Here is a 17,850-nt window from a genome sequence, read left to right as displayed (position 1 = left end):
GGGGCCCTCCGGACGGTCACGCGGGTTCGGGAACCCGGCGGTGGCCCGCGAAGACTACGAGTGCGCCGACGAAAGCAAGGCCCGCCAGGACGCTGCCGAAGACGGTCGCCCCGGCGGGCAGTCCCACCGCGTCCATGAGGTAGCCCGTGGACACGGGCAGGAGACCGGCCGGGAGGTAACCGCCCACGTTCAGCGCGGCGTTGGCCTCGGCGAGGCGCCGCGGCGGGACGGTGGAGTTGAGCAGGGACAGGCCGCCGAGCTGGCCCATGCCCTGGCCGGCCCCGGCGAGCAGGGCGGAGGCGGCGAGCAGGTCGACCGAGGAGCCGCGCACGGCGACGATCAGCGCGGCCATGCCGAGGGTGGTGCTGATCGCGCCGGCGGTCAGGATGGTGCGCCGGGGCAGCTTCCGCACGGCGAACTGGACGCCGGTGGCGGCGAGGAACATCGCGAACGCCATCGCCCCGGAGACGATCCGGCTGGTGGTGCCGAGCAGTTCGGTCAGCAGGGTGGGCCCGAGCGACAGCACGAAGGACGTGGCGGTGATGCCGGGCGCGAACACCGCGATGCCCAGGGTCAGAGGGACGCCGTTGCCGCGCGGCACGCCGGGCAGGCGCACCCAGGCGCCCTCACCGGGCGCGGCGGGACGGCGTACGGGCATGCGCAGCACGGCGAGGACGGCCGTGGCCAGCAGCACCGCCTCGACGGCGAAGACGGTCACGGTGGGCGCCGGCAGCGTCTCGGACAGCAGGCCGGCGAGCAGCGGACCGAGGCCGGCCCCGAAGACCATCGCGCAGGACGCGAGCAGCGCGGCCAGTCGCCCGCGCTCCGGGCCCGCCACGTCCGTCACGGCGGCCATGCCCGCGGAGACGACGGCGCCGACGGCGATCCCGGTGAACAGCCGGGCGACGATCAGCGCGGTGACCGTCGTGGCCGTCGCGAAGATCGCACAGGCGGTGAGCGCCAGGGCGAGGGCGGGCAGCAGCACGGGCTTGCGTCCCAGCCGGTCCGAGACCACGCCCGAGACGAGCAGCGAGCCGAGCAGCCCGACGATGTAGAAGGCGAAGACGACGGTCAGGGTGCCCTTGGAGAACCCGATGTCGCGCTGCCACAGCACGTACAGCGGGGTCGCCGCGTTGGACAGCACGAAGACGGCGGTGACCGGCCACGCCGCCAGCCACACCCACCAGGTGGGGGTACGGGGTGCGGCCTGACTTTCCGACATGGTTGGTCCCTCCGACGAGCTCAGTACGAGTTTTTTCGAACCTAGCATGCAGTACGATGAAACTCGTACAAGCGATTCGGATGACAGGGAGCTGCCCATGCCCGCGACGGCTCACGACGTGCCGGTCATCAAGGTGGTGCCGGAGCCGGAGAACCTGCCGGAACCGCTGCCCGAGCCGGCGGTCGAGGAGCTGCGCCTGGAGACGGTGCTGGGCGCGCTGAGCGACCCACTTCGCCTGACGATCGTGCGCAAGCTCCTCCTTGAGTCGGAGGCGTTCGACCACACCTGCGGCTGGTTCGGCCTCGACCGCCCCAAGTCCTCGCTCACCCACCACTTCAAGGCCCTGCGCGAGGCCGGCATCACCCGTCAGCGCCAGTACGGCCTGGAACGCCGCAGCCACGTCCGCGTCGCAGATCTCAACGCCCGCTTCCCCGGCTTGTTGGATCTGGTGGCGGCGTGGACCCCGGACACGCCCTGAGCCGACGCGAGAGCCGCCACCGACGACCGCCCGGACGCGTTGTTCAGCCCGCGGGCCGGGTGGCCGAACAATCCGTGCCGCGACTGAACTGGGCTCGCCGGGAAGGGCCGCAGCATGGAGAGGGGTCGTCGGATGGGCAGGAGCAGGGGCATCGCGGTCGTGGTCGCCGGGCTGGTGCTGGCCGTTGGGGGTTGCGGGGACGGCGGGACGGACGAGAAGGCCGCCAAGGCGTCGGGTGAGCCGAAGCCGACCCGGTCGCCGTCATCGTCGCCGTCGCCGTCGGCCGAACTCGTGGAGTGGGTCGGCGACATGTGCGAGTCGACGGTCGCGCTCGAGAACCTGCGGAAGGAGAGCGCCGCGGATCTGAAGGAGATCCGGAACTCGGACGACAAAACCGGGATGCTCGCCCACGCCCGCGCCCTCAGTTACCTCTCCACGACACCGGCGGACGTGGAGACCGTGGCCGGCGACCTGGAGGCCTTCGGTCCGTCGGGCGTTCCCGCGGCCGACCGGCTGCGCGACGCCCTGCGGAAGAAGGTGAGGAGTGTCGCGAACGAGCTCGAAGCCCGGTCACCGGCGGTGGGCCTCGAGTACGCCGAGAGCACTGTCGCGGACGTCGACAAGCGGGTCCAGTCCCTCACCCCGCCCGAGCCGGACCTGCCCGCGCTGACCAAGAAGGTTCCGCGGCTCGCGGCGGCGTACCAGCAGGCCGGGAGTTGCGCGCCGGGCTGGAAGTCCGACGGGTCGTCCGGGGAGGGGGACTCGGCCGCGCCCGACCCCACCGGCCCGCTGCCGAAGGCGGCGGACGGCAAGAACTACGCGGCCTGCTCGGACGGTGCGTGCGAGGTCCTGGTGACCTCCACGGCGGACATCACGGCGAAGGGCACGAAGGTGCACGTCATCGTGGCGGACGACTCCGTCACCTTCCAGTCGGGGGGCGGCCTGATGCAGTTCGGCGGCGCGGGCGGTGAGGCCGGGTTCGGCAACGGCCTGAAGGCGACCGTCGTCGCCCACGACAAGGACGGTGCCGTGCTGAAGTTCTCCCGCTCGTAAGCACCGCTACCGGTCTTCGCAGACCTCCCTGTAGGGGAGTTGCGGCAGATGCTCCTCCCAGTCGGCCCGGGTGAGAATCCCGCCGGTGTGCTCGCAGACGTACTTGGCCGCGCGGTCCTCGTCCAGCGTCCACACCCGGGCCGTCAGGTCGTAGCCGGCGGAGGCGAGGGCGTCGCCGCGCGGGCTGAACACGACGGTGGTGACGGTGTCGAGGTGGCCGGTGAGTTCCTGGCCGGACGGCTCGGCCCGGGCCGGGTCGGACACGTCCCACAGGCGGACCGTGTGGTCGCCGCTGCCGGTCGCGAGCGTGTCGCCGTCCGGGGCGAAGGACAGGGCTCGGACAGCCGCGCGGTGTCCGGCCAGTTCCTCTCCCAACGGGCGTGCGCGGTCCCGTCGTTCGACGTCCCATACGTCCCACAGCCGCACGGTACGGTCGTCGCTGCCCGTCGCCAGTGTCCTCCCGTCCGGGGCGAAGGCCACCGCTTCGACCGACTCGTCGTGTCCGGTGAGGGCGGCGCCCGCGGGCCGGGCCCGCGTCCTGTCGCCGGCCACGTGCCACAGGCGGGCCGTGGCGTCCTCGGCGCCACTGGCCAGGAGGCGGCCGCTGCGGGCAAAGGCCACCGAGGTGACGGCGTCCGTGTGGCCGCGCAGCGGTGCGCCGAGCGGCCGTGCCCGGTCCGGTCGCCGTACGTCCCACAGCCGGACCGTGTCGTCCTCACCGCCGGTGGCCAGGGTGCGGCCGTCCGGCGCGAACGCGACGGCGTCGACTCCCCCGTCGTGTGCGCGCAGGGGTTCCCCGAGCGGCGCGGGGCGGTCGGGCGTGGAGACGTCCCACAGGCGTACGGTGCCGTCCGCGGAGCCGCTGGCCGCCGTACGGCCGTCCGGTGCGAACGCGACGGCCAGCACCCGGTCTTCGTGGGTGAGGGTCCGCGGCAGCCGGCGCGGGCGGTCCGGGCGGCGTACGTCCCACAGGCGGACCAGCCCGTCGTCGGTGCTTGCGGCGGCGAGCAGGCGGCCGTCGGGGCTGTAGGCGACGGCGGTCACCGGGTTGGTGAAGTCGGTGAGGACGGTCGGCGGCCGGTGCCAGAGCAGGACGCCGCCGTCGGCGCCGGTGCTGGCGAGGGAGCGGCCGTCGGGGCTGAAGGCGACCTCCCACACGGGCTCCGTGTGCCCGGTCAGCGGCTCCCCGAGCCGCTGTGGATAGGCGGGGTTGGCCACGTTCCACAACAGGGGCGCGTCGTCCTCGCCCGCGCTCGCCAGCGTCTCCCCGTCGGGGCTGAACGCGACCGACATGACGGGCGCGGTGTGCCCGGTCAGCGGTTCGCCCAGTGACGTGAGCCGGCCGGCGTCGGACGCGTCCCACAGCCGTACGGTCTCGTCGAAGCCGGCGGTGGCCAGCGTGCGGCCGTCCGGCGAGAAGGCCAGGGTCCACACCGGGGCGGTATGGGCGCGCAGGGGCTTGCCGAGCGGTGCTATCCCGTCGTTCTCGCCGTACCGCCACATCCGGACTGTGCCGTCATAGCCCGCCGTCGCCAGGGTGTTCCCGTCCGGGGCGAACGCGACCGCGCGGACGCTGCGGTCCTCCGAGTCGTCGGCCGCGGCGGGCTTGCCGAGGGGCGTGGGGCGGGCCGGGTCGGTCAGGTCCCACAGGCGTACGGTGCCGTCGTCGCCGGCCGTGGCCAGGGCTCGGCCGTCGGGGGCGAAGGCGGCGGAGACGATGTTCTCCTCGTCGTGGCTCGCCAGCGGCCGGCCGAGGGGGCGGGGGTGCTCCCGGTCGCGCACGTCCCACAGCCGGATGGCGCCGCCTTCGCCGGTGGCCGCCAGCAGGTCGCGGCCCGCCGGTGCGAAGGCGACCGCGCCGACCCGGTCCGTCCCGAGCCGCAGCGGTTCCCCCAGGGGCTTGCCGCCGGTGTCCCACAGCAGGACCGTGCCGTCGTGGCCGCCGGCGGCCAGGGTGCGGCCGTCGGGCGCGTACGCCACGGAGCTGCCGGTCCCGAAGTGGCCGGGCAGCCGCGTGGCCAGGACCCGGCCCGCGTCCGAGGCCAGGCGGGTCCGCAGGTCCGGGGTGGAGCGCATGCGGTAGGCGGCCACGTCGAGCCGGGCGGCCAGCCCGGCGTGGGTGTCGCGGACCCGGTCGGCCTCGGCGGTGAGCTGCCCGAACACCGCGTCGTCCCGTTCGGCCTGCGCGCTCTCGCGGGCCTGGAGGGCGACGACGGCGGTGCCGGTGGCGAGCAGGGCGAGCGCGGCGAGCACGGCCACGACCGTGCGGCGCAGCAGCACGGCGCGCTGCCGGCGGCGAAGGGAGGTGGTGAGGAACCGCCGTTCCAGCGGGGTCAGTTCGTCGGTGCCGGGGGCGGCGCCGTCCGCCGGGAAGGCGTCGCGGGCGGCGGACAGCCGGGAGCCGGCGTAGAGCGCGGCGTTCTCCTGCCCGAGGTCCTGCCAGGTGCGGGCCGCCTCGGAGAGCGCGCGGTGGACGCGCAGCCGGTCGCGTTCGGCGTCGATCCAGGCGCGCAGGCGGGGCCAGGCTGTGATGAGGGCCTCGTGGGCGAGGTCGACGGTGCCGTCGTCGAAGGTGATGAGGCGGGCCCGGGCCAGGCGTTCCAGGACGACCCGGGTGTCGGTGGGGTCGCCGAAGTCGAGTTCCGCGTGGTCGGTGGGGCGGCGGGTGTCGGCGGTCCCTCCCCCAAGCTCTCGGCTTCGCTCGAGCAGGGGGGACCCCCATCCGGGCGCGATGAGGCGCAGCAGGATACGGCGGGCCAACTCGGCTTGTTCCGCTGTCAGTTCCCCGTACACCTGCTCGGCCGTCCGGACGACGGCGCCGTGCAGTGAGCCTGCCGCCTCGTACGCGGTCTCGGTCAGGGCCCGGCCGCTGCGGTGGCGCCAGGTCTCCAGTAGGGCGTGCGACATCAGGGGCAGTCCGCCGGGGGCGTCCTCGACCTCGTCCAGGAGGCGCTCGGTCAGGGCGCGTTCGACGATCAGGCCGGCCGCGGCGGCCGGGCGGACGATGGCCTCCCGCAGTTCCGCCCGGCTCATCGGCCCGGCGAGCAGCGTGGCGTCCTGCAACGCGGCGGTGAGCCCGGGGTGTTCGGCGCACCGGCCGAGGAAGTCGGCCCGCACCGCGATGACGACGCGCAGCCTGCTGTCCGCGGCGGTGGCGGCGACGAGGCGGTCGATGAAGGCGGCGCGGTCGGCCGGGTCGGCGCCGAGGGTGTACAGCTCCTCGAACTGGTCGACGATCAGCCAGGTGTCGGCGTCGGTGTCCGGTACGGGTTGCAGCCGCTCGGCGTGCGTGCGCAGCGGGTCCGCGCCGGGGGTGAGGATCCGTACGGCCGCGGGCGGCACGTCATCGTCGCCGGCCGCCCGCAGCCGGGGGATCAGGCCCGCCCGCAGCAGCGACGACTTGCCGCTGCCGGAGGGGCCGAAGACGGCGGTGAAGCGGCGCTTGCGGTTCAGCTCGGTGAGCCGCTCCACGAGCCGGTCGCGGCCGAAGAACAGTTCGGCGTCGCCCGGCTCGAACCGCGTCAGGCCGCGGTAGGGCGGCCGGGCGGTGTCGTCGGCGGCGGTCTCGGCGGCCAGTTCGCCCGACGCCTCGCGCCAGCGCCGCTCCCACTCGGCGAGGTCACCGCCGCACGCCTTGACGTAGGCGAGCGTCACCGCGCGGGTGGGCAGCTGTTTGCCCGCCGCCGCCTGCGACAGCGTGGTCACCCCGTACCCCGCCCGCCGGGCCATCTCCCGGTAGGTGGGCCGGCCCGCGGCCTCGCGCAGCGCACGCAGCCCGGCGGCGAACCGCTGCACCGGCCCGGCCTCCGGATCCAGCTCACCCTCGGCGCGACCCGGCCCTGTTCGTCCCGGCACCCCCCGCCCCCTCACCTCGTACGCCCTCCACGACCTTCGACCGTATCGGCGTCCGTGACACGGGCGTTCACCTGATCCTCACGCTTCCTCCAGGTCACACGGTCCGGTTCACGCCTCCGGGTTGTTCGGTGCCGGGAGAGGGCCAGCCGAACAACGGCGCACGGCGGTCGAATGGCCGAAGGACGGCCGGGACGGCCACGGGGCGGCGGTCCGAACCCTGCGAGGGGAGGGTTCGGGCCGCACCGCGTCCGCACACACCCGCGACAAGCTGGAGGAGAGCCATGTACGGACGACATCGCACCCGTCACCTCGCCGTGGGGCTGGGCGCGGCGGCACTCACGATGACGCTCACGGCGACGACGGCACCCCGGTCCGCGAGCACCGCGGCACAGCGGTATGGCTGGGGGGACCCGCTCCCCGCGTGGTCGGACGAGTTCGGCTACGGCTCCGAGGCCGGCCCCGCCGTACCGGACCGCGCCAAGTGGCGCCTGGCCGGCGGCGGCCCCGGCAAGTGCTGGCCGGGCCACAGCGACAACGGCCGCCGCTGCGACGCCAACACCCGCGTCGTCGGCGGAGTCCTGCGCATGACCGGCGAGGCGGACGGCGACACCGGCTGGCTCGCCTCGCAGTACGGCCAGAAGTACGGCAGATGGGAGGCCCGGGTGCGCTCCCGGGCCACCGCTCCCGACAACGGCCGGCCGTACCACCCGCTGCTGATCCTGTGGCCGGACTCGAACGAGCATCCCGAGGACGGCGAGTACGACTACCTGGAGAACGGCGCCCCCGGCGAGAGTTGCGCCGAGGCGTTCCTGCACTATCCGCACCCGCGGGACGTGCCCGTACAGCAGGAGCACGCCCGCAAGTGCGGGGTGGACCTGTCGCAGTGGCACAACGTGGCCGTCGAGTGGACCCCGGACCACCTGCGCGGCTTCATCGACGGCGAGGAGTGGTTCCGCTTCTCCGACGGCGCGAACGCGAACCGCGACTGCATCCAGTGCGCCCCGTCGATGCACCAGACCATCCAGCTCGACAACTTCCACGGGGACGGCCTCCAGGGCGCCGTCTACGAAGTGGACTGGGCGCGGGTCTACGACCTGCCGGACGACGAGGGCGTGAGGTGACCGCGATGCCGGACTCCACGACGACGCGTATGCCGAAATCCCTGATCTTCGTCCTCGTCCTGGCCGCCGGACACGCGCTCGGCAACGTCTTCGGCGGCTGGGCGGTCATCGACGAGAACCAGAGCAAGCTGGACCACGGGCAGGACCTGCTGATGCCGATGGCCCTGGCCTGGTTCGTGGCGCTGTTCTGCTGGGGCCTGGCGGCACTCCAGGTCGTCTGTGTCGTCCTGGCGCGGGGCCGCCGCCTCTGGGTCCGTGTGGTGCTCATCGTGTGCCTGTCCTTCGCGGCCCTGGGGATGGTCCTCGCCTTCCTCGGCTCGCTGGTCGCCGGGGCACCCGGCCTCCCGGCGTTCCTGATCGCGTTCGCGGACCTGGCGGCCCTGTGGACGGTGAGCGGCGAGACGGGCCGCCGGTACTTCTCGGTACGCGCTCCGGCTCCGGGGGTGACCACCACATGACCTACCCGGCGTACGACCCACCGCGGCCCCCGGCCCCCGCCGGCCCGCCGGCGTCCCCGGCCGGCTCCCCGGCGTCCCCCGCCGACCCGCCGGCCGTGGCCCTCGGCAACGCCACGCTGCTCGGCATCGGCTATCTGCTGCTGCGCCGGTGGCGCCTGGCGGCCATCGCCGTGCTCGGCACGGCCGTACTCCTCGACCTCACCGCCTCCACCGCCGAGACCGGGTACGAGATCCTGCTGCTCCTGTGGTGGGCGGCCGGCATCGCCCACGGCTGGTTCCTGGCGCGTCGCCGCCCGGAGCAGGCGGTACGACGCGGGCAGCGCGCGGGCACGCTCGCCCTCGCGCTCGTGGTGGTGCTGACCGCCGTACTGCTCCGTGCCGACGCGTACGGCATCGCGGGCCGCGTGACCGAGGCCCGCGAGGGCGGTGACTGCGAGGCGGCCGTCGCCGCGCAGGGCGAGGTTTGGTGGGGCCACCGTCTGGCGGGCGCGCCGGTGGTGGAACCCGGCGACGCGGTGGTGCAGGCGTGCCACCGGCTGGACGGGGCGGCGGCCACCCTGGCCCGCGCCGCGCGCAGGGGCAGCACCGAGGACCTGGGGCGGGGCTTCGGCACGCTCGCCGGTGTCCTCAACGAGCCCGGCAACGAGCAGACCGTCAGGACGGTCCTGGACACCTTCCTCGACGGCCTGCCCACCGACGACTCCTGCGACACCGCCGCCCTCACCGCCTGGCTGCGCGACCGCGGCCCCACCCGCGACGTCCTGGACCGCTCCGCCGACACGGCGGCACGCACGGAACCCGCCGCCCTGGTGGGATGCGGCGACCACCTGATGACCGAGGACGCCTGGCAGCAGGCGCGGACGCACTACCGGCAACTCCTCGACGCCTACCCGGACGACGCCCGCACGGACGAGGCCCGCGACGGCGTGCGCAAGGCCACCCTCGCCATCGAACTGGACCACGTGCGCGGCCTGGTCGACAACACGTACGGCGCCGACTCCGGCTACTGCTCCAAGCCCGCCAAGTACAGCGGAGCCCCGCCGTACCGCAAGGGCGCCAACCGCGCCCTGTTCCTCGGCGACTCCGAGTACACCGACAAGCTCCCCGGCTCCTGGCGAACCGGCGACCCGGCCAAGGCCGCGCTCGTGGTCTGCGCGGACGCGGCGGAGAACGGAGCCGCCGTGGAGAGCTGCTACTACGAGAACGACAAGTCGAAGTACCTGCCCCACCAGGTGACCTTCCACAAGGTCAAGATCCCCCTGAAGGTCTACGAACTGCGCACCGGCAAGCGCCTCGACCCGCGCTCGGTCCAGATAGGCGGCGGAAGCTGCCCGAGCGTCCTGCGCTACGAGTACTACATGCACGACTTCGGACCGGGCGACCAGTTCGTCTCCACGTCCAAGTCGGGCGTACGGGACGCGTTCCGCCCGGTCGTCCGACGGTGACCGTCCGGACTCCCGGCCCGTCACGTCACGCCCGCCGCATCCGCCGCAGCGCGGCCCGGGCCGGGAGAACGGTGGCCGCCGTGCCGAGCAGCAGACAGCCGGCCACCACGCCCGCGCCCCAGGGCCAGGCCACCGACAGCTCGACCGGCAGTCCCAGTTCCCGGCGCAGTCCCCGGGCCGTGCCGAACAGGGCGGGTGCGGCCACCGCCAGGCCCAGGGCGGCGCCCAGGGCGACGACGCAGCAGGTCTCGGCCGCGAGCGTCAGCAGCACCTGGCGCGGTGTCGCACCGGACAGGCGCAGGACGCGGAGGTCCCGCACCCGGCCCGCGGTCGCCGTCAGCACGGTGGAGGCGACGGCGATCATGGTGTAACCGGCCGTGATGGCGACGAGGATCAGGGTGAACAGCCACACCAACCGGTCCTCCTCGGCGTCGTCCGAGGCCGCGTGGACCGCCACCGGGACCTCCTTGGCGCCGAGTCCTGAGAGGGACGGCGTCGGCGCGGCGGTGGTGCGGTAGACGACGTCCGCGAGGGCCGACGGGTCGTGGGCGCGTACCAGCTCACGTGGCAGGAACACCTGGTACGGCATCGAGTCGTCCAGCACGGCTCTCACGCGCAGGTGCCGGGTGCGGCCGTCCTCGAAGGTGAGGGTGGCGGTACCGCCCTCCCGCCAGCCGTGCGCGGCGGCCACGGCGGCGGTGACGACGACGGTGTTCCCACGGGGTGCCCGCGCCCGGTACGTCTGCCCGAACCCGGGCGTCACGCCGGCCGCCGACAGGGCCGCCCTGCCCTCGCCGCCGTAGACCGTCGTCGACAGCAGCGCCGTGCCCTCGACCCGGTCGACCACGGCGTCCGACAGGCCCGGTGTGCCCCGGGGCACGACGGCCGCCTTTGCCCGTACGGCCGCGGCCTGCCGGGTGGTGTCGGCGCTCTGGGTGGTCTGCACGGCGCTGGTGATCAGCACGGCGAAGGCGACGGTCGCCAGCACCGGGGCGATCGTGGCGGAGGTGCGGCGCACCGAGGTGAGCATGTTCTCGCGTACGAGCACGGCCGTGGCACCGGGGCGCCGGGCGAGCGGCCGGGTCAGCGCCCCGATCACGGGCCGGGTCAACACCGGCAGAAGGAGGGTGAGTCCGGCGGTCAGGCCCATGGCCGCGCCCAGGACCAGCAGGACCATGGCGTCGGCCCCCGCGACGGCCGTACCCGCCGAGCAGGCCGCGCCCAGGCCCGTCGCCGCCAGCCCCGTGACCCACCGGCGGCGGGTCATCGGCCGGCTGTCCACCTCGGCCTCCCGCATCGCCTCCAGCGGCTTCACCCGGGAGGCCCGCCGCGCCGCCGCACCCGCTCCGGCCAGTGCCACGGCCACGCCCAGGGCCCAGGCGGCGGCCGGTACCCACCACCGGATGCCCACCTCGAAGCCGGCCGGCTGGAAGCCCGCGTCGATCAGCAACCTGGTCATCGCGGGCGCCAGCGCCACTCCCGCGACCGCCCCCGCCCCGGCGCCGACGACGCCCACCGCCAGGGCCTCCCCGTACACCAGCCGCCGCACCTGCCGGGGTGTCGCGCCGATCGTGCGCAGCAGGCCGAACTCGCGGCGCCGCTGGGCGACGGCGAACGCGAACGTCGAGGACACGTTGAAGACGGTGACGAAGGCGGAGAGCAGCGCCATGGCGGTGAGCACCTGGCCGCCGATCCAGCGGGTCATCTCGTCCTGCTTCGGCGCGAGAGCGTCACGGGAGACTCCGGTCAGGACGGTGCCGTCGTCGCCGACGGCGCTCCGGGCGGCGGACGCCACCCGGGTGGGGTCGGTGCCGGGGTCGAGGACCAGCCCGATGGTCCGTACCCCGCCCGCCAGTTCGGCGGCCCGCCGGTCGGTGACGTAGTAGCCGGGGCCGTCGATCGTGCCGGACACCGAGAAGCGCTGCGGTCCGCGCGCCGTCAGCACCGTGAGGGGCTCGCCCGGCCGGTGCCCGAGGGAGTCGTCCACGACGATCTCGCCGTCTGCCGCCGGCGGCGTGCCCCCGCTCAGGCCGTACGCGGCGAGCGCCGCGGCCGACCAGGGGTGGCCCTGCCGTTCCCCCGTGCGCTGATCGCTGCCGGGCGCCTGCGCGTAGAAGGACCGGTCGGCCACCGCGGCGGCCACTCCCGGCAGCCGGCCGAGCTCCCGCCGCAGTTCCTCGGCACGTTCCGGCGCCCACGGCGGGTTCTCCGTGAACACCCCCGCGGTCGGCGCCCCCGCCGGGCTCCGCACCAGCACCGGCGCCCCCGCGAGCCGCTGCGGCACTCCCGTACCGTCCGACAGCAGCACCAGCGCGCTCATGGTGACGACCGCGACGCCCAGCGCCACGGCCACGAAGGATCCCAGGAAGGAGGTCCACCGCTCCCTCGCGGTCGCCAGGCTGATCACGGCCGCACCTCCAGGGCGGCCGTCCGCGCGGCGATCGCCTCGGCGCCCTCGGCGCCCGGCAGTTCGTCAGCGAGCCGGCCGTCGGCCAGCAGCAGCACCCGGTCCGCGTACGCGGCGGCAGCCGGATCGTGCGTCACCATCACGACCGTCTGTCCGCGGCTGTCCACCAGGTCCCGCAGCAGCCGCAGCACGACCCGGGAGGCCGTGCTGTCCAGTGCGCCGGTCGGCTCGTCGGCGAAGAGGACGGCGGGCCGGGCGATCATCGCCCGGGCGATCGCTACGCGCTGCTGCTGGCCGCCGGACAGCTCGCTCGGCCGGTGTCCGTGACGGTCCGCGAGCCCGACCGCGGCGAGTGCCGCGTGCACTTCGTCCGCCGAGGGGCGTGACCCGGCCAGTCTCAGGGGCAGTTCGACGTTCTGCGCGGCGGTCAGGGCCGAGACCAGGTTGAACGCCTGGAAGACGATTCCGATCCGGTCCCGGCGCAGCACCGTGAGCGCGTTCTCGTCCAGCCCGCCCAGTTCCGTACCACCGATCAGCACCTCGCCGGCGCTCGGCCGGTCGATGCCCGCCGCGCAGTGCAGCAGGGTGGACTTGCCGGAGCCGGAGGGGCCCATGACGGCTGTCATCGTCCCGGCCGCGAAGTCCAGGGTGACGTCGTCGAGTGCGGTGACGGCGCGGTCGCCGGTGCCGTAGTACTTGGTCAGCGACCGGAGTTGGACGGGAAGCGGGGCCGAAGCGCCTTGTCCCGTAGTGGTGTTCGTTGTGGTCATGCCCTCAAGACAACGACGGGGGCCCCGCCCGGCACATTGCCGCCTGGGCGAGAGCCGATACTCCACCTGGCACTACTGCCTCCGTTCCCCGGCGCCGCTACGGTCGACCGCGTGACCACCCGTTACTCAGAGCCTCAGCGTCTCTCAGCAATCCAGGCGTTTCCGTCTGGAAGGTCCGTGACGGTGTCACCAGAGCGCGAGTGGCGCTTCGGTGTCCTGACGACGGTCTCCCGTTTCCTTCCGCCGCTGGTGCGGCAGGCTTGCGCCACCTGCCCGCCCGCCTCGGCCGGTGTTCCGGTCGGGGCGTTGGCGGCGGGTCTTACGGTCGGCTCCATGGGGCTTCGGCGCCGTGTCGGCGCCCTGGTCTCCGGCCACTCCGGTACCAGTGGTGCAGGCCGCCGCGAGGGCGACCAGGTTGCGCGCTGCGTTCTCGTCCCGGTCCATCACCAGCGGGCACTCGTCGCAGTCGAAGACTCTCACGTGCAGCAGCAGCTTGGCTTTCGTTGCGCCGCAGTTCGAGCAGGTCTTGGAGCTGGGGTACCAGCGGTCGGCCACGATGGTGGGGCAGGCGTTGCGCCTGCCCTTGTAAGTGAGCTGGCGCCGGATCTCCCCGAATCCGGCATCGGCCACGTGGCGGGCGAGTCGTTTGTTGCGGAGCATTCCGGCGACGTTGAGGTCTTCGACCACTACGGTGCCGTACTCGGCGCGCACGCGGGTGGTGAGTTTGTGCAGGGCGTCGGTGCGCAGGTTCACCACCCGGTGGTGGAGCTTGTTGCGCTCGCGGTTGGCCTTCTCCCACCGCTTCGACGGCTTCTGGCCGGTCCTGCGGTCCGGTCCCTGCCGACGGGAGACACGGCGGGAGTGGAACCTCAGCAGCTTGAAGGTGCCGTCCAGGTGCTTCGGGTTCGGCTCGTAGCGGATCTCGCCGGAGCTGTCGGCCAGGACGGCGAGGTGCTTGACGCCCAGGTCGATCCCGACCGCCGCATCCGGGCGGGCAACGCGGGTGATCTCCCGGGCGGTCTCGATCTGGAGGGAGACGAACCAGCGCCCGCGCTCATGCCGGACGGTCGCGGACAGGATGCGCGCCGTGCCGGCCTGGATGCGGTCCAGGAGCCTGACGGTGGGTTCGTGGGTGCGGATCGTGCCCAGGCGGGGCAGAGTGACGTGCCGGCCGTCCGCTTCGACGCGGATCGTGCCGGTGGTGAACCGGCAGGCCAGTCGGGCCTTGCGTTTCGGCTTCCGGCGCGGGACACCCACCCGGCACCCCTTGCGTTTGCCCTGCCTGGCCTTGGCGTAGTTGTCGAACGCGGCTGCCGCGTTCGCGAGGCCGGTGTTGTAGGCCTCCTTGGAGTTCTCCTGCCACCAGTCGGCGAATCTCGCATCGGTGGACTTGACCCGGTTGAACTCCTTGCGCAGCGCGGGCAGCGACCACGGCCGCCACGACGTCAGCTCCTCTTCACCGATGCCATAGGTGGCTTCGGCCCTGCGCTGCCACCACGAGGCGGTCACCCACGACACGGCCCAGTTGTAGGCGGCACGAGCGGCACCGCAGTGCGAGCGCAGCGCCCGCTCCTGCCCGGCGTTCGGATCGAGAGCGAACTTGTAGGCCTGCACCACGCAGCCGGGCCGCGCCCTGAACTTCCCGCCCACTCGGCAGCCTCCCCCCGGTTCGAAGAATCCCTCACCGCATCCAACGCACAGCGCCCGCAAAGGTCACGCATTCGATGAGGGAACACTCGTTTCCGTCCACGGGGCAAAGACCAGGGCCACTACAAGGCAGGGCACGCCATGACGCACGGTCTCTGTCGGAGAGCTTCACGCCGTCACGCCACAAGCCGAGAGGGGCTGAGACGTACTGATGGATCGCGCGGCAGCCGTCAGCCCTCGAACGGTCCTGGAGGCCCTCACCCGCAGCCCGTTGGGGTTTCTCCGTACCGCCTGGCCGTGGCGCGCACTGGGGTACCTGCTGTCCGGCGGGGTGTTCGCGACCGGTGTCTATCTCGGTGTGGCCGGGCTGTTCACCGCGCCCATCGGCTCGTTCGCCAGGGTGCTCTGCGCCGGGGCGCTGGTGGTCTTCGCCGTCGCCCTCGCCGGTCCCCTGGAACGCCGCCGCCTCGCTCTCGTCGACCGGGGCGACCGTGACGGCGGTGACGGCGGCGGCAGTGGCGACCGGCAGCGGCCGCGGCACAGTACGCGCACCGCGGGTTACGGCGCCGTGTCCGTCCTGGCGGTCGGCTGGCTGGACCTCGCCGTCGCCCTGGTTTCGCTCGGCATTCCGGGCTTCCTCCTCCTGACGCCCTTCCAGCCCACCGCCCTGCCCTGGCAGACCGTGGCGGGCCCGGTCGCGGGCGCGCTGCTGCTGCCCGTGGCCGCGTATCCCATCGGGGCGTGGGCCGCCGTCCGTGCCGCGGTGGGCCGTGCCGTGCTCTTTCCGAAGGACCGCGAACTGCGCGAGGTCGTACGGTCCCGGGCCCGCCTCGTCGACGCCTTCGAGACGGAACGCCGCCGCATCGAACGCGACCTGCACGACGGTGCCCAGCAGCGGCTCGTCGCCCTCACGATGAAGCTGGGCCTGGCCACCCTCGACCTGCCGCCCGGCAGCGCGGCGGCGCAGCAGGTCGGCGAGGCCCACGCCCTCGCCAAGGAGGCCCTCACCGAGCTGCGCGAACTGATCCGGGGCATCCACCCGCAGATCCTGACGGAACGCGGACTGCCCGCAGCCGCACGGGACATCGCCGGGCGCTGCCCGGTCCCCACGGACCTCGACCTCGACCTCCCGGGCCGGCTGCCGGCCGCCGTCGAGCAGACGGCGTACTACGTGACCGCCGAGGCCCTCACCAACATCGCCCGGCACAGCGGTGCCGACCGCTGCCGCGTCACCGCCCGCTGCCGCGACGGCGTGCTCCGCCTCGACATCGAGGACAACGGCTCCGGCGACGCCGACCCCGCTCGCGGCACGGGCCTCGTCGGCCTCGCCGACCGGATCGCCGCCGCCGACGGCAGAATGCTCCTGTCCAGCCCGCCCGGCGGACCCACACTGCTGAGAGCGGAGATCCCGTGCGCCGGCCCATCCTCCTGAGAGCGGAGATCTGATGCGGCAGTCCCTCCGCATAGTGCTCGCGGAAGACGCCGTCCTCCTGCGGGAAGGTCTCGTCCATCTGCTGGAGCGCTTCGGCCACCGGGTGCTCGCCGCCGTGGGCGACGGCCCGGCCCTGCTCGCCGCCGCCCGGGAACACCGCCCCGACCTGGTGATCACCGACGTCCGTATGCCACCGGCCCAGACGGACGAAGGCCTGCGCACGGCCCGCCGGCTCCAGGCCGAACAGCCCGGGCTGGCGGTCCTCGTGCTCAGCCAGTACGTCGAGCAGACCTTCGCCGACGAGCTCCTGGACGACCGCCGCGCCAGCGTCGGAACGGGCTACCTCCTCAAGGAACGCATCGGCGACGTCGAGGAGTTCGCCGACGCCGTCGCCCGCGTCGCCGCCGGGGCGACGGTCGTCGACCCCGAAGTCGTACGCCAGCTCCTCGCCCGCCGCCGCGACCCCCTGGACCGGCTCACACCCCGCGAACGCGAGGTCCTCGCCCTCATGGCCGAGGGCCGCTCCAACGCGGCGATCGCCCGCCGCCTGGTCGTCACGGACGCGGCCGTGGCCAAGCACATCGCGAGCATCCTCCAGAAACTGGACCTGCCACCGTCGGCCCCCGACGACCACCGCCGCGTACTGGCGGTACTGGCCTACCTGCGCGCCTGACTCCCCACCGGCCCGCCGGTCGAGGGCAAGAACCAGCAGCGGTCCCAGGGGATGGCCTGCTCGATGCGTCAGAACGCATACGTAGCAGTCGGGCCCGCGCAGCATCACATCCGGGGTCTCAGCACGTCGACCTCACAGCCCGGCAGGAACGGGTCGAAGCCGTGCTCGATCAGCCAGCGAACTGCCAGCAGGCTTCGCAACGACCACCACGCGTGGATCACGTCGAGGTCGATGTCGGTGCCATAGCCCGCGACGACGTCGTCGAGGTGCTCCTCGTGTCCGAGCGTGAAGGTGGCAAGGTCGTACAGGGCATCACCCTGGCCCGCCTCGGACCAGTCGATGAAGCCGGTGACCTCGTCGCCGTCGACGAAGACGTGCGCGATCTGCAGATCGCCGTGTGTGAACGCCGGAGTCCACGGCCGGAGCGCAGCCTCGGCGACCTGGCGGTTGTGGGTGACCAGGTCGGCTGGCGGGACGCCGTTCGTCACGAGCAACTCGCACTCGTCGTCGAGTTCCGCCGCCAGCGCGACGATGCTCCGGCCGGCCCGGCCGGGCCGGGGCGGCAGCGGCGCGTCGTGCAGCTTCCGGATGGCGGCGCCCGCCGCGGCCCACGCCGCCGGCGACCCGGTCGACGGCCCGCCGAGGCGCCCAAGCGTCGTCCCCGGGAGTGCGGCGATCGCGAGCACGGGCGGCTGGCGCCACAGGACCTCCGGGGTCGGGACCGGCGCGAGGGACATCGCCTCGACCTCGACGTCGATGCGCGCCTGATCGGCGTCCACCTTCAGGAACACGTCACCGACGCGCAGAGTCGCGCGCTCGGAATGGGCGACAACGACTTTGACCTCATCCATGGGCGACCAGTATCCCGGGGATGATCCCCGACGTAACCGGGTTTATCGCGTGCGATGACGCGGCTGACTGCGTCCCGATACCCGGCGGCCTCGTGCGCGACACCGAACTCTGACGAGGTCAAGCGCGGGGTGGAACGCGCGTGTGAAGATGACCGGCATGACCCGGTTCCCTCGGCAGTCGGCGCCCGTTGACCAGTCCGTGACTGAGGGCTGAGCCCAGCCGTCGAGAACGAGATCGAGGATGCTCAGACGCCCTGAGCCCGAGGTAGATGATGGTCAGCCGACTGGGCGGATCATCACCGTGAGGAGCGGAGATGCCGGCGACGGCTGGCTGTGCCCGATGTCCTCGTATCCCCACTCCCTGTAGAGGGCGTGGACCTTCCCGTCGCCGGCCGCGGGGTTGACCATGAGCGTCACGTACGGCTCTTCGCGCCGCGC

Annotated in this window: 13 protein-coding genes and 1 pseudogene; 7 read left to right on the top strand and 7 right to left on the bottom strand. The window is 73.5% G+C overall.

All coding sequences use genetic code 11. The annotated features are described in order from the left end of the window. Positions 1-16: 16 nt before the first annotated feature. Positions 17-1,222 carry an MFS transporter gene (locus tag ACIBNA_RS15005; RefSeq protein ID WP_399165638.1) on the bottom strand — a complete coding sequence of 402 codons (1,206 nt, stop codon included), beginning with the start codon at positions 1,220-1,222 and terminating at the stop codon, positions 17-19. Positions 1,223-1,319: 97 nt separating this feature from the next. Here ACIBNA_RS15005 and ACIBNA_RS15000 point away from each other — a divergent pair, with 97 nt between their 5' ends. Both ACIBNA_RS15000 and ACIBNA_RS14995 read left to right on the top strand, forming a co-directional pair. Next, positions 1,320-1,700, top strand: coding sequence for an ArsR/SmtB family transcription factor (locus ACIBNA_RS15000; RefSeq protein ID WP_399165637.1), 381 nt, complete (start codon positions 1,320-1,322; stop codon positions 1,698-1,700). Between the two features lie 132 nt (positions 1,701-1,832). Next, the gene (locus tag ACIBNA_RS14995) at positions 1,833-2,753 is read left to right on the top strand and encodes a hypothetical protein (protein WP_399165636.1); all 921 of its coding nucleotides are present in this window, start codon (positions 1,833-1,835) and stop codon (positions 2,751-2,753) included. Between the two features lie 6 nt (positions 2,754-2,759). On the opposite strand, the gene ACIBNA_RS14990 is transcribed toward ACIBNA_RS14995, so the two are convergent. Beyond that, positions 2,760-6,608 (bottom strand): WD40 repeat domain-containing protein, encoded by a 3,849-nt coding sequence (locus ACIBNA_RS14990; protein ID WP_399165635.1) that lies wholly within the window; start codon positions 6,606-6,608, stop codon positions 2,760-2,762. Between the two features lie 281 nt (positions 6,609-6,889). Here ACIBNA_RS14990 and ACIBNA_RS14985 point away from each other — a divergent pair, with 281 nt between their 5' ends. Genes ACIBNA_RS14985 through ACIBNA_RS14975 form a run of 3 tightly spaced genes read left to right on the top strand, consistent with a single transcriptional unit; the run spans position 6,890 to position 9,632 of the window. Continuing rightward, the gene (locus ACIBNA_RS14985) at positions 6,890-7,729 is read left to right on the top strand and encodes a glycoside hydrolase family 16 protein (protein ID WP_399165634.1); all 840 of its coding nucleotides are present in this window, start codon (positions 6,890-6,892) and stop codon (positions 7,727-7,729) included. Between the two features lie 5 nt (positions 7,730-7,734). Next, complete coding sequence (locus ACIBNA_RS14980) at positions 7,735-8,187, top strand: hypothetical protein (protein ID WP_399165633.1); 453 nt, start codon at positions 7,735-7,737, stop codon at positions 8,185-8,187. After that, entirely contained in the window at positions 8,184-9,632 is a 1,449-nt protein-coding gene (locus tag ACIBNA_RS14975) for a hypothetical protein (protein ID WP_399165632.1), read from the top strand. Before ACIBNA_RS14980 ends, ACIBNA_RS14975 begins: the two co-directional genes overlap by 4 nt. 25 nt (positions 9,633-9,657) lie before the next feature. On the opposite strand, the gene ACIBNA_RS14970 is transcribed toward ACIBNA_RS14975, so the two are convergent. From ACIBNA_RS14970 to tnpB, 3 genes are all read right to left on the bottom strand, one after another. Next, the gene (locus tag ACIBNA_RS14970; protein WP_399165631.1) at positions 9,658-12,039 is read right to left on the bottom strand and encodes an FtsX-like permease family protein; all 2,382 of its coding nucleotides are present in this window, start codon (positions 12,037-12,039) and stop codon (positions 9,658-9,660) included. Continuing rightward, entirely contained in the window at positions 12,036-12,809 is a 774-nt protein-coding gene (locus tag ACIBNA_RS14965) for an ABC transporter ATP-binding protein (protein ID WP_399165630.1), read from the bottom strand. Before ACIBNA_RS14965 ends, ACIBNA_RS14970 begins: the two co-directional genes overlap by 4 nt. Positions 12,810-12,995: 186 nt before the next feature. Continuing rightward, positions 12,996-14,459, bottom strand: a complete 1,464-nt coding sequence (gene tnpB, locus ACIBNA_RS14960; RefSeq protein WP_399165629.1) for an IS607 family element RNA-guided endonuclease TnpB — start codon at positions 14,457-14,459, stop codon at positions 12,996-12,998. Between the two features lie 208 nt (positions 14,460-14,667). Between tnpB and ACIBNA_RS14955 the strand changes: the two genes are divergently transcribed. Together ACIBNA_RS14955 and ACIBNA_RS14950 are read left to right on the top strand one after the other, a co-directional pair. Beyond that, positions 14,668-15,888 (top strand): sensor histidine kinase, encoded by a 1,221-nt coding sequence (locus ACIBNA_RS14955; RefSeq protein ID WP_399165628.1) that lies wholly within the window; start codon positions 14,668-14,670, stop codon positions 15,886-15,888. A gap of 13 nt (positions 15,889-15,901) precedes the next feature. After that, positions 15,902-16,561 carry a response regulator gene (locus tag ACIBNA_RS14950; protein WP_399165627.1) on the top strand — a complete coding sequence of 220 codons (660 nt, stop codon included), beginning with the start codon at positions 15,902-15,904 and terminating at the stop codon, positions 16,559-16,561. A 104-nt stretch (positions 16,562-16,665) separates the two neighbouring features. On the opposite strand, the gene ACIBNA_RS14945 is transcribed toward ACIBNA_RS14950, so the two are convergent. Beyond that, positions 16,666-17,412, bottom strand: coding sequence for a phosphotransferase family protein (locus ACIBNA_RS14945; protein WP_399165626.1), 747 nt, complete (start codon positions 17,410-17,412; stop codon positions 16,666-16,668). Between the two features lie 276 nt (positions 17,413-17,688). Then, a pseudogene (locus ACIBNA_RS14940) lies at positions 17,689-17,850 on the bottom strand (GNAT family N-acetyltransferase); the annotation flags it as partial.

It is taken from the genome of Streptomyces sp. NPDC050164, from assembly GCF_044459945.1.
Lineage (GTDB): Bacteria > Actinomycetota > Actinomycetes > Streptomycetales > Streptomycetaceae > Streptomyces > Streptomyces coeruleorubidus_A.
The sequence above is the reverse complement of the archived record's forward strand: the minus strand, read 5'-3'. Positions and strand labels throughout refer to the sequence as shown.